The sequence below is a fragment of the Methylocaldum sp. genome (assembly GCF_039794385.1).
In the GTDB taxonomy this organism is placed as follows: Bacteria; Pseudomonadota; Gammaproteobacteria; order Methylococcales; family Methylococcaceae; genus Methylocaldum.
Genome location: NZ_JBDIVO010000141.1, coordinates 1 through 11,233 on the forward strand (window position 1 = coordinate 1; position 11,233 = coordinate 11,233).

The window sequence follows — 11,233 nt, forward strand, 5'->3', positions numbered from 1 at the left end:
CAAACTCATCGTCGGCGCCGCCATGCGCAAGCTCCTCGTCCTGGCCTACGGCGTCCTTAAGTCCGGCCGACCGTTCGATCCCAATCATGGGCTTGCATCGTGATTTCTAAGACGGTATCTACGTTCTCCCCTCCTGGAACGAATCCGTACACCGGGATAGAAAACCCTCTATGAGGGCACGGGGCGCGCGCCGGTCGAGCAGGTATTCGGTCACGGGCGCCGGCTGCGGCGAGAGATATCGCGGCACCGGCTCGGCCTATCTCTCGTCTGAACGGTCGCCCAGCAGCGGCTTCAATGTGGTCAGAATGTCCCGCCGGTTCTGCGTGTACCAGAGATTGCCGAGATGGCCGCCGCGGGGGTAAATGGTTGCGCGGTCGCCGAAGATCCGTTCGGCGAATGTCAGGTCTTCGCCGGACACGAGGAAATCATCCGCATTGTGCATGAGATAAACCTTCGGATTGTCGCGCAAGGCCGGCGCGATGCCTTTCAGTGATGACTCTCTGACCAATTCCTCGAAGCCGAGCTTCCGTTTGCTGGTCCGCTCCAAATGCGGCACCAGGACCCGTTCGAGATAGCTCATGAGGTCGTACGATCGGGCTTCTTCCAGGCGGGCGCTTCGATATCCCCAGGTAATCGGTGCCCGGAGAAATCCCATCGCCGGATGAACCAAGGCGCTGACGTAAAGCGAGCTTCCCACGGGCTGACGCAAGGTCCATCCGATCAGATAGCGTATTTTTTCATCGTCCAGCTTGAGACGCCGGTCCCAGTGGGCGAAATAATCGGGATCCTCGATGTCCCGGCTGAGGGCGGCACTGCCAGTGCCGATGGCGTAGGACTGGATGTTCGATCTCTGCTTTTCCGTGTAGCGAGCTTCCAAGTCCGCCAGCTGCTCAATTGTGCGGATCGCCCCGAGCAGATCGATGGGAGGGTTGATCAGGAGAGTGGCGTCGAAGCCGATTTTCTTTCTTTCCGAGTCGAGTTTGCTCAAATGGGCCGCGGTCAACGCGCCGTGGCTCATCCCAATCAGGCCGATTCGGGTGATTTCCGGATGAAATCGCTCGCGTACGGCGTTCAGAGCCGATTGCATGGCTCGGTACATGTCCTCGCTGTCCCTTTCGGTGAGGCCGGGCAAGGCCGAGCGGCTGGCGCCCAAGGTGAAGTTCCAATGAAACGGGGAGGGCAGCGACAGCACTTGAAAACCATGGTCGGTAAGCAGCTGCGCGAGATAACGGGCGGCGCCCGAATAGGCGGAACCGCCGAATCCCGGCAGGAGAAACACCAGCGGCGCAGGTCCCGGATGCGGCGAATAGCGGATACGCAGTTTTCCTTTGCCTTCCAGCAGGTAAACACCGTTCCGGCCCGGAATCAGCTCCAGGTCCAAATGCTGGGTTTCCTCCCAGACATAGCGTTGTTCGCGGTCTTTCAGGATGGCGACGGTGGCGGTGGCGAGATAAGGATTCTTGTAGGGGTAGCGGTACGACGACTCGTCCACTCGTTTGGCGGACGCGATCTGGCAGATGCACAGCAACAATACGGCCGAGATTCCGCGCCATCGAAACATCGGATTTTTCCGGCGATATGGCATATCAGTCCTCGCTGAAGAAATCTGGCGTCTTCACGCCGGCCTGGTCCGCATGCAGCTTTACGCTTTGACTTAGGAGCCTGGAAACGGCAGTGGGCCGTTGTGGAGGATTGCGAAGAATCCCCCTGTCGCCTCTAGTGCACAGTGTTTGGTCCCGACTCTGGACCGAAGAGAACGTTCTACGCCTGGCCGGCTTATCCGGTATTGCCATGAGCAATCACAGGCGGCGCTTGCCGCCGGCACGTTCCATAACGTCCCACCGTTGACCGACAGGCGGCGATGCCATTTGTGGAATTAGACCAGAGCGGGCATAACCGGTGCAACGGCGACGTGTGCGGCCCGCTGGGGTTAAGACCTGGTGGCGTTCGCTGCACCGAATTGGAAAACACTTGAGTCATCCACTCTGCCATGTCGGTTTGAACGACTGTCACCCATTCAAAAGCCACCCCAACCACCGGCGCATTCAAGCCGTCCGCCGGTGTGAACTTCGCCAGGCCGGGATTTCAATGAGGATGACGACATTCTCCCGCCAAAGCGTTCAGAACACGACCTCCTCCCCGAAGAAGCGCTGAAAAAGCCCTTTCGGGTTGGGAGGAGGTCGGGTAAGGGCTTTTCGATTAGCCAGTTACGCGCAGCGGTGGCTTCGGTGGACGAGTAATCGGCGCTTCCTTGGGCCGGAGGGCGGCTTGCCGGTCCGACCAACCCGGCGCGAGCGTCGTGCAGCAGCGTCACTCCCGCGAACAAGATGACTAGGGTCGTCACTTTCGCCCGACAAAACTGTCAGTACTCATCGCTCATGCGTTCGGGGTCATTCAGGTTTCATGCTTTCTTCCAGTTTTGCCTTTCCTGATTCATAGCGATTATGTCGTCCGAGCCCAAAGTGGAAAAGCTTGCTTCCACTCAGTGGCACGGGATATGCCAGGACACTGGACGATCGCGCGCAAACCCGCGGCGATAGTAACCGAGTTAGCAAAGCGGCGACGCCAGAGACAGCGGGGAAAGGCGCCCCATGCTGGGATTACGGGCTGTGCCGCAGCGCAAGATGCCGTGACGCATCGTCGCGGGAAATGCGGGAACTCCGGAAAGAATACGCAAATTCCGTACTGAATTCCGTGGCGACGAACCGTATCCGGTTGGCCGGTCGAATCTCAACGTTCCTTAGTTTGAACGGAACGCTCCTGTCTCGCTGTTTCGAATTACTAACAGGATTCGAAAACGCCATATCTGTATTTTAGGGGGGTTAATGAAAGTATTATTAAAAGTTTTACTAAACCATTTTTTTATTACTCTTGGTAATTCACTTCCAAGATACCTCTATTTCAATAAGATTCGACCAAGTTTTTACAGGATGGCAGGCTTAAATATCGAAAAGCGGGTAGTAATCACCGGGCCCCTTTCTTTGCGCGCAGATACTACGAATAAGATATTTATATCGGAAGGCACATATTTCAACAGCGAAACGAGATTTGGTTGTCAAGAGAGTGAAATACGAATCGGAAGGCACTGCCTGATCGGACCGCGGGTATCGATTGAGTCTGCAAGCCACGACGTTATTCACGAGGAGGGCAAAGGCAGAAGAGTCTTCACCAAACCTATAGTAGTGAAAGATAAAGTCTGGATAGGTGCAGGAGCGATTATTTTGCAGGGAGTTACGATCGGTGAAGGGGCGGTGATTGCGGCCGGAGCCGTTGTTCATAAAGACGTTCCGGACTACACGGTAGTCGGCGGGGTTCCTGCGAAGATACTGAAAAAAATTCAGGCATAAAGCTTTTGATTTGCCCAGGGCGTCAGGCTTTCATGACGAGTCCCGCCAGTTGCGTGATTTCGGACAGAACGGCCGCGACTAAGCCGGGTATCGCCATCGCCACCGGCGCGCTCAAACCGTCGCCCGGTCCGAATTCGGCATCGGCCGGGATTTCGACGAGCAGTATGATGACCTTGTCCGGCAGATCGTTCAGAGCCCTGCCCAGGGCCAGGGTCGAGGAAAGCCCGAAGCCGTGGCTGGAGCAGGGCTCAGAGCCGTCTTCGATCTGTTGCGCATCCAGGCGCCGGACCGAACCCGGCGCCGATCCGGATTGCGCGGCGTCGATCAGGATCGCGAGATTCGCGCCCCGCATGGCGTCGAGGAGATGGTTGCCGACCGGGGCGCAGACCTCCGCCGATACGAGTCCCTCGGGCAGCGCGCGGAAGCCGTCCGACAGCATCAGGTTTTCCACCGTGATCCAGCCGAGTCGGTCGTCGCCGAAAGGCGAACCCAGCCCCAGAACGCGGACCGGCGTCATTCGCGAATCACCTTCAGCTTCAGGAAATGCGTGGCGCAGGAAATGCACGGATCGTAGTTGCGGATGACCTTTTCTCCGTGCAGCCGCAATTCGCCGTCGCTGCGGTCGAGTCCGAAGGCTTCGATCGAGCGGTGCAGGTCCTCGGCGATGCGGGCCTGGTTCTGGCTAGTCGGAGGGACGATGCGCGCCTTGAGGATTTTGCCGTCCTCGCCGACATCGTAGCGGTGCCAGAGCAGTCCGCGCGGCGCCTCGGTGCAGCCGAACCCGCTGCCGACGCAGGTATGGCCGGAGACGAACGGGACGTCCGGCTCATAATTCTCGAGCAGGCGTATGGCTTCCACGATGGCGAGGTGAATCTCGACGGCGCGCGCCAGCATGCTGTGGAATACGTTGCGGGAAGGGAAGGGGATGCCAGTTTTCGCCAGCGTGGAGCGCACCGGTTCCGGCAGCCGATCCCAGTTCAGGTTGAGCCGCGCCAGGGGTCCGACCAGATAAGGCCGCCCTTCGAGCAGGGAATACAGCGCGGTGGAATGGGCTTCCTGGTGTTCATCGAAGCGGTCTTCGTACCGGTCGACCGGGATGTCGAGACCGGTGTCCGAAACGATGCGGCCGGAATAGAGCGGGTATTCGCTCGGGTGCCGCAGCGCCACGCTGACGAAGTCCTGTTGGTCTTGAGGCACATCGACACTCGCGGTCCAGGCGACCAGGTTTTCCGCATCCGGCAGAGCGGCTCGCAGCCGGTCCAAGAGCTTTGTCACCCGGTCCTTGGGCGGCGCGGAATGGAACCCGCCGAGCCGCGCGCCCACCGGATGCACCGAGCGCGCGCCGAACAGCCGGATCAGTTCGTTGCCGAGACTTTGAAGGCGCAGCCCGCGGCGGACCTCGTCCGGATAATCCCGCGCCATTTCCGGAGCGCTGGAGTATCCGAAGAAATCGGGCGCCGCCAGCAGGTGGATGTGCAGGCTATGGCTCTGAATCCATTCGCCGCAGTACATGGCCCGGCGCATGGCTTCTATCCAGGGCGTGGAGCGCCAGCCGAACAGGCTTTCCAGGGCCTGCACCGCGCTCATCTGGTAGGCCACCGGACAGATGCCGCAGATCCGCGCCACCATATCGGGTACTTCGAAGGCCTCGCGGCCCTCCAGGAACTTCTCGAACAGGCGCGGCGGCTCGCCAATGCTGAACTTCAGGTTCTCGATGCGGCCGTCGCGGATGTGAAGATCGAGGGCGCCTTCGCCCTCGACCCGCGCCAGGACGGGCACGTTGATCTTGATTTCCCGGCGCTCGTTCATGATTTCTCCCTCCAGCGCTTGCCGGCTTCGCGGAAGGCCTCGGCTTCGCTGTTGATGTAGCGGAAGCGGCGGGCGATGCGCTCCGCGGGCATGCCTTTCTGCTCGAACCAGCGGCCCCAGGAGTCGCCGTTGATGTTCTCCGCCGGTCCGTAGCAGCCGTAGCAGTCGCGGCCTATGCCGGGGCACAGCACGCCGCAGCCGGTGCGGGTGACCGGTCCCATGCAGTGCTGCCCCTGGGCCACCATGACGCAGACGATGTTTTTCCGCTTGCATTCCATGCAGATTTTTTCGTTTTCGTCCCGCGGCGGGGCGCCGAGTAGCAGCGAGCTCACCGTCGCCATGACCTGCCGGGTGTTGACTGGGCAGCCCCAGAGCTCCATGTCCACGGGCACATTGGCGGCGATGGGCGTCGCCGTGTCCAGATGGTCGATCTTCGAGGGATCGGAATAGACGTCGGCGAACCAGCGGGCGGCGTCCGCCTGGTTGCGCAGCGCCTGCAGGCAGCCCGAGGTGGCGCAGGCGCCGATGGGTACGAGGAAGCGAGTGTTTTCGCGGATGCGGCGGATGCGCTCCCGCTCTTCGTGGGTGGAGATGCTGCCTTCGATGAAGGCGAGGTCGGCCGGCGCATCGGGGTCGACGATGCCCGCTTCGGCAAAGTGCACCACGTCCGCCAGCTCGAACAGTTCCACCAGTTTTTCGCCGGCATTGAGAAAGGCCAGCTGACAACCATCGCAGGACGAAAATTTATGGACGGCGACGCGAAGCTTCTTGTCCATGTCAGAACCCCTTCTTGCCCAGGAGGGCCTTCAATTCGGGATAGGGAAACACCGGGCCGTTGCGGCACACGAAGGGCGCGCCGATCATGCAGTGTCCGCAATGGCCGATGCCGCAGTGCATGTTGCGCTCCATGCTGAGCCAGATGTTCCCGTCGGCCACGCCGCGCTGGCCGAGCTCGTAGATGGAAGCACGCATCATCGGCTCGGGGCCGCACAGGAAGACGATGGTCTGGCCGGGATCGATATGGGTCCGGTCGAACAGCGCCGTCACCAGGCCCTGATGCCAGGTCCAGCCGGGCTCGGCCACTTCCGCCGCCAAAAGCACCTGCGTATCCGGCAATTCCCTCCATCGCTGGTACTGCTCGTGCCAGATGAGGTCGTCGGAGCGTTTGACGCCTTGCATGATCAAGAGCCGCCGGAAGCGCTCGCGCCGCGCCACGATGTAGCGGATGACCGAAACCAGCGGCGCGCAGCCGAGCCCTCCGGTGATGAGCGCGACATCCTTTCCCTGAGCTTCGAGCAGAGGCCATCCGCGCCCGTAGGGACCGCGCACGCCGATCCGGTCGCCCGGCTGGAGCCGGCTCAGCGCGCGGGTGACGCGGCCGACGGCCCTGATCGTGTGGTCCAGCGTTTCCGTCTCGTCGGGATCGGAGACGATGGAAATCGCCACCTCGCCGATACCGTAGAGGTAAATCATGTTGAACTGGCCGGGTACGTATCCGTAGGCGCCTTGGGCGGCCGGATCGGTGAACCTCAGCTTCAGGGTGAAGATGGTCGGCGCCTCCTGGACGCGTTCGACGATTTCGGCTTCGCGCGGCAGATAAGGATTTTGCATGGGCCTCCTCAGCGGCAGATGGCCGCCAGTTCTTCCGTAATGTCGATCCCCACCGGACACCAGGTGATGCAGCGCCCGCAGCCCACGCAGCCGGAGCGCCCGAACTGGTCGTGCCAGCTGCCCACCTTGTGAGTCAGCCATTGCCGATAACGGGTGCGGGTATCGGGACGGATGGTGATGCCGTGGATGTAGCTGTGCCTCTGGGTAAAGCAGGAATCCCATTCCCGATAGTGTTCGCTGCGGCTCCCGTCGAGGCTCGGCACATCGTTCTCGCTATGGCAGAAGCAGGTGGGGCAGACTAGGGTGCAATTAGTGCAGGAAAGGCAACGCTGCGCCACCTCGTTCCAGCGGGGATGATCGAGACGGGCAAACAGCACGTCCTTGAGATTGCGTGACGGAACGCCCTTGACCTGCCGACGGCCGGCGTCCTCGATCTCCCGGTCGGCGGTTTCGATTTGTTCGGCGCTCGCTTTCTTGACCGGCAGTCCGGCGAGAATCCGCTCGCCCTTTTCGCTTCGCGCCTCGATCAAAAAGCCCTCGTCCAGCTCCGAAAGCGCGAGATCGTAGCCGTAGCTTGCCCGAGGTCCGTCGCCGGTCGAGGCGCAAAAGCAGTTGAGGGAGGGGTGGGTGCAATGGACCGCGATCAGGAACAGCTTTTGCCGCCGCGCCGTGTACCAGGGGTCGGGATGCTCGCCCTGCATGAAATGCCGGTCGTAGATGTAGAGCGCGGCCAGATCGCAGGCTCTGGCGCCGATGACGGCTACGGGTTCGGCTTGCGGCGATTCGCCGGCGAATTCGACGGACCCGTCGGCCTTGCGCTCCGCGGTCCAGAGCTTGTCGCGGCCGGCGAAGGTCAGCGGGCGCAGAGCTTGCGGTCCGTTGGCCCAGGCAAAGAAGCGCGGCTCGGCGGTTTGTTCCAGCCCGTATTGGCCCGGCGCTTGCCGGTCGTGGATACCCTGCGGCAGATCCTCGACGCCGGAAATCGGCTCGTAAACGATGGCTCCGTCCCTGACGCGCGGACCGATGCATCGATAACCGGCGGAAATCAGTTCGGACAAGAGTCTCGGAAATTCGCTCCGGGGCAGAAAGTTGCGTCGCTCGGCCATGGTTTGGACTTCCTGTTGCATTACCGCTTACCCATGGCAAGCGTGGCGTTCGGAGGATTGTAAATCGTTTCGGACATCCGTGAAACGATGAAACGGCGCAGACCGGTCTCTTACGAAAATAGACCAATGGGCCCCGAACGGACCGTTCACCCCGAGCGTACGGAAGGGTTTCAAGCGCCTAATGGGATTGGATCCTAGCGCGGTCTCGCCATGCTGTATTTCTCGAGAATGGATTCAGCCTCGTCGGAACGCAGGAACGCCAGCCAATCCTTCGCGGCACCCGGATTTCGGGCGTTCTTGGCGATGGCGGCGGCCTGTATGCCCTCGCGGTTGTGTTTCGGCGGGATCGGAACGAAGTCGATAGGATGGCCGATCATCATCTGGTATCGCGGCTCGCTGATCCAGGTCACCCCGGCGTCGACCTTGCCCTGCATGATCCAGAGCGGCGTCTGCCGATGATGAATTTCGGTCAGGAATGCCTCGCCCTTTTTCACCTTGGTATCGTAGATTTCCCGGACCAGATCCTCACCGCCCGCCTGCCGGAGAGCGGCTTTGATCTGCTCGGAAATGCCCTCGGTTTCCGGATCGGGATTGGCGAGCCGCACACCCGGCTTGCCGAGATCTTCCAGCGAATGGATGTCCTTGAGATTGCCTTTTTTCACCATGATGGCGAGGCGATTCTTAATGAAACGCACCGGCGGACCTTGCAAGACGCCCTGTTCGATCAGGTCGGCGATCCGTTTTTCTCCGGCCTGGACCACGTCGGGCTGGATCGACAGGGTAAGATTGCCCACGGTAATCGTGTTGTGGTCTTGAAGTTGTTTCACGATGACGCCCGGCGGAAGCGTTTCGTAGAAGATTCGTCCCCGGAGTTCGGGCTTTTGCCGCTCGAATGCGTCGACCAGTTCTTCCAGGGCGAAAAAGTAGTTGCCGCCGGCAAATACGACGAACTCGGCCGCAGCCGGATTGCCGTGGAAATCCGGCATGTTGTCGACTTCCGGCACCGTGAACACGACACCGGGATGGGCAGCGGGAGGCGTTTCTCCTTGCCAAGGCGGGAAGACGGCGGGCAATGCGGCGGTGGCCGAAGTATCCGCGCTCATGATCGACTCCGCGAACAGAAAGGCCGAAACGGCCAGCCAGAGGTGTTTCCACACGTCGGCTACTCCATCGGTTACGAGGACGGCATGCTTCTTTAATCCGGAATCAGGGCGTACCCGTCCATCTGATACAGCGGGAGTACGGACAGAGCCGAAAGCGCCACCGTGATGTCTGGATTGACGTCGGCCGGCTCGAATTCCTTTTCCGCCAGAGCTTGCCCGCAGACGTAAAGCGTAACGCCGGCTTTCTTCAGCGCCTGGATCAGTTCCGTGTTGGGGTTTCCGTTGCCGAACCGGTTGCGGTAGCGTTCGTCCTTCAGAATCGCCGGGGTCGCCGAGCCGTGCACCACCAGAACCAGCTTCAGGCGTTCGATTGGCACGTCGGCCAGGGCGAAGGTGTTGATCAGCCGGGCCACGTGATCCAGCCCTTCGTTCGGCTTTTCGGGCGTCTCGGCGCCTTGGGTGATGTCGAACAGCACCTTGTAAGTCCGATCCGGCGAAGGCCGCGCCGCCGCATCCGGATACGGCCGAACCTTGCCGTAGCCCCGAATGGCGGGGTATTCCCATCCGGACTTGGATTCCGCCGAAGCCTGGTCCATCGAGCTGCCGATTAGCAGACCCGCCAAAACGAAGGTCGTCCTTTTGGACATGCCGGTCTCCTTTTCGGGAACGGTAAAGAAGCGGAGCTCAGATCTCGACCGCCCGAGACACGGTGTCGGCATCGCGGGCGGCCTGACCTCCCGCAATCGACTCGAAGTCGCCTCGGAGTGCCTTCAGTGCGTATTTTTCCCGGTCGATCTCGCGCCGTGTGCGGATGCCGAGCCGACGGAACACGGAAACCGGCGGACACCAGCCTTGCAGCGCGTGTTGAAGGAGGAAGCCGGCGACGCCGGTCGAAAGCCATAGCCAACGGCGGCTGTGTATTTGGGACAAGGCCAAGCCGGCGAGAGAAAAACTGGCGGCATTGGCTTCCAATACCCTCTCGATGTCCCACTCCCGGTCCAGCGCATCGATGCGGCGCGTCAGGGTTTCCCGGCTCGTACCGGCGTACTGGCTAATAGTCGCGCGAATTTCGTCGTCGATGCGCGCGTTGATGTCCGGGGGCGTATGCCGTCGGACCCGATCGGTTTCATAAGGCTGAATTGCAGTCATCTTCGATCTCCTCGGATGTTTTTCGCTCCGGGATCGCTTAGCACCCATCACCACAGTCTGTGTGGTCCTCCCGTGCGGGTGGCGGGATCTCGGATCAGTCTGGCCTCAGAATTTGGTCGAGGTTACGCCCTCGAAGTAAAGGGTATCTTCGTACGCGGTGACGCACGCTTGGCATCCGCATTGCCCCAAGCAGGGGTCCGGGCATTCCGGAACGCATGTGCAGACTTCCCAAAAGGTCTGATCGTTGGTAAAGGGCCCCTTGTAAATGCCATCCGGCCGATAGCGTTTCCTTCCTTCTTGGGTGGGTATCTTCATGAGTTTCTCCCATATCAATCGTAGCCGCCGAGGTGGATTCAAACGATAGAATTTGCACAAACGGGTTTTCTGCCCGTTCCCTCGGGGAATGGTTAGGGCGAGGGTGAAAGCGCGCACGCTATTTTGCTGCTCTGAGGTGATCGATGGCCTCTTGGGCCGCTTGCCGCGCCATCTCGGCTTGATCCGCGTCGCTATGCTCGATGGCGCTATCCAGGCTTTTCAATGCCGCCGTCAAATGCTCGTCGAACGTGGACTGGGTCAATGCGGCCTCCACGTACGTCTTGGCGAGTTTTGCGTGCTCGCCCACGCCTTTGGCGTCGCCCTTCTCACCGGCGAGTACCGCGGCTTCGGAGTGTTTCCAGGCTTCCTTGATGTGCCGCTCCTTCGTGAACACGCGCCCCTTTTCGTCTTTTCCGGCAATCCCGGCTTGAGCGTGCTGTATGGCTTCTTCGGCTATCGCGGCGTTGAGGTTGAGTCCGAATAATGACACTAGGAGACCGATAAGCATCTTGCTGCGCATGTGGCTCCTCCTTTGAGCCCTATCGGCTCGAAAAAAAAGCTCAAATTTAACAATTAGTAAGTCGGAAGACTCTTACAGTTGCTAAGGAGTTTTACGAACAGATGCTTCGCGGATCGGATATGCGACAATCATCCCGGCGCGGGTTGGGAGAATTTTGATGATCGATGAGGCGCGGAGATTGACGAGCCAGGGAAGGGAAAGGTTCTGCTATTCTGCCCTACGAGCTGTGCTCTGGTCGAAGCGAAAACAAATCAGACCGAGTTAAAGCGCTAG

General features: G+C 60.4%; 10 protein-coding genes and 2 pseudogenes. 2 read left to right on the forward strand and 10 right to left on the reverse strand.

What is annotated here, in order from left to right; translation table 11 throughout:
• Positions 1 to 103, forward strand: a pseudogene (locus ABJK70_RS13115) (IS110 family transposase); the annotation flags it as partial.
• A gap of 153 nt (positions 104 to 256) precedes the next feature.
• Here the strand turns inward: ABJK70_RS13115 and ABJK70_RS13120 are convergent.
• On the reverse strand, positions 257 to 1,561 hold the full coding sequence (locus ABJK70_RS13120) for an alpha/beta hydrolase (protein WP_347258194.1): 1,305 nt from the start codon (positions 1,559 to 1,561) through the stop codon (positions 257 to 259).
• 1,609 nt (positions 1,562 to 3,170) lie between these two features.
• On the opposite strand from ABJK70_RS13120, the pseudogene ABJK70_RS13125 reads away from it, so the two are divergent.
• Positions 3,171 to 3,347: pseudogene (locus tag ABJK70_RS13125) on the forward strand (DapH/DapD/GlmU-related protein); the annotation flags it as partial.
• A gap of 22 nt (positions 3,348 to 3,369) precedes the next feature.
• Here ABJK70_RS13125 and ABJK70_RS13130 read toward each other — a convergent pair.
• The 9 genes from ABJK70_RS13130 to smbP all read right to left on the reverse strand — a co-directional run bounded on the left by ABJK70_RS13130 (position 3,370) and on the right by smbP (position 10,960).
• Positions 3,370 to 3,864, reverse strand: coding sequence for a hydrogenase maturation protease (locus tag ABJK70_RS13130; protein ID WP_347258195.1), 495 nt, complete (start codon positions 3,862 to 3,864; stop codon positions 3,370 to 3,372).
• The gene (locus ABJK70_RS13135) at positions 3,861 to 5,156 is read right to left on the reverse strand and encodes a Ni/Fe hydrogenase subunit alpha (RefSeq protein ID WP_347258196.1); all 1,296 of its coding nucleotides are present in this window, start codon (positions 5,154 to 5,156) and stop codon (positions 3,861 to 3,863) included. Before ABJK70_RS13135 ends, ABJK70_RS13130 begins: the two co-directional genes overlap by 4 nt.
• Positions 5,153 to 5,932 (reverse strand): hypothetical protein, encoded by a 780-nt coding sequence (locus tag ABJK70_RS13140; RefSeq protein WP_347258197.1) that lies wholly within the window; start codon positions 5,930 to 5,932, stop codon positions 5,153 to 5,155. Before ABJK70_RS13140 ends, ABJK70_RS13135 begins: the two co-directional genes overlap by 4 nt.
• A 1-nt stretch (position 5,933) precedes the next feature.
• On the reverse strand, positions 5,934 to 6,767 hold the full coding sequence (locus ABJK70_RS13145) for an FAD/NAD(P)-binding protein (protein WP_119629439.1): 834 nt from the start codon (positions 6,765 to 6,767) through the stop codon (positions 5,934 to 5,936).
• A gap of 8 nt (positions 6,768 to 6,775) precedes the next feature.
• Positions 6,776 to 7,873 (reverse strand): 4Fe-4S dicluster domain-containing protein, encoded by a 1,098-nt coding sequence (locus tag ABJK70_RS13150; protein WP_347258198.1) that lies wholly within the window; start codon positions 7,871 to 7,873, stop codon positions 6,776 to 6,778.
• A 194-nt stretch (positions 7,874 to 8,067) separates the two neighbouring features.
• Positions 8,068 to 9,030, reverse strand: coding sequence for a substrate-binding domain-containing protein (locus ABJK70_RS13155; protein ID WP_156879825.1), 963 nt, complete (start codon positions 9,028 to 9,030; stop codon positions 8,068 to 8,070).
• Positions 9,031 to 9,068: 38 nt separating this feature from the next.
• Positions 9,069 to 9,623, reverse strand: coding sequence for a DsrE family protein (locus ABJK70_RS13160; RefSeq protein ID WP_168183755.1), 555 nt, complete (start codon positions 9,621 to 9,623; stop codon positions 9,069 to 9,071).
• Between the two features lie 37 nt (positions 9,624 to 9,660).
• On the reverse strand, positions 9,661 to 10,125 hold the full coding sequence (locus ABJK70_RS13165) for a DUF2892 domain-containing protein (protein ID WP_077730658.1): 465 nt from the start codon (positions 10,123 to 10,125) through the stop codon (positions 9,661 to 9,663).
• Positions 10,126 to 10,558: 433 nt separating this feature from the next.
• Entirely contained in the window at positions 10,559 to 10,960 is a 402-nt protein-coding gene (gene smbP / locus ABJK70_RS13170; protein WP_077730656.1) for a small metal-binding protein SmbP, read from the reverse strand.
• Positions 10,961 to 11,233 lie beyond the last annotated feature (273 nt).

Excerpts from the sequence above, each read along its gene's own strand:
- ABJK70_RS13120 (WP_347258194.1), bottom strand. The coding sequence starts at position 1,561 with ATGTTTCGATGGCGCGGAATCTCGGCCGTATTGTTGCTGTGCATCTGC.
- ABJK70_RS13130 (WP_347258195.1), bottom strand. The coding sequence starts at position 3,864 with ATGACGCCGGTCCGCGTTCTGGGGCTGGGTTCGCCTTTCGGCGACGAC.
- ABJK70_RS13135 (WP_347258196.1), bottom strand. The coding sequence starts at position 5,156 with ATGAACGAGCGCCGGGAAATCAAGATCAACGTGCCCGTCCTGGCGCGG.
- ABJK70_RS13140 (WP_347258197.1), bottom strand. The coding sequence starts at position 5,932 with ATGGACAAGAAGCTTCGCGTCGCCGTCCATAAATTTTCGTCCTGCGAT.
- ABJK70_RS13145 (WP_119629439.1), bottom strand. The coding sequence starts at position 6,767 with ATGCAAAATCCTTATCTGCCGCGCGAAGCCGAAATCGTCGAACGCGTC.
- ABJK70_RS13150 (WP_347258198.1), bottom strand. The coding sequence starts at position 7,873 with ATGGCCGAGCGACGCAACTTTCTGCCCCGGAGCGAATTTCCGAGACTC.
- ABJK70_RS13160 (WP_168183755.1), bottom strand. The coding sequence starts at position 9,623 with ATGTCCAAAAGGACGACCTTCGTTTTGGCGGGTCTGCTAATCGGCAGC.
- ABJK70_RS13165 (WP_077730658.1), bottom strand. The coding sequence starts at position 10,125 with ATGACTGCAATTCAGCCTTATGAAACCGATCGGGTCCGACGGCATACG.
- smbP (WP_077730656.1), bottom strand. The coding sequence starts at position 10,960 with ATGCGCAGCAAGATGCTTATCGGTCTCCTAGTGTCATTATTCGGACTC.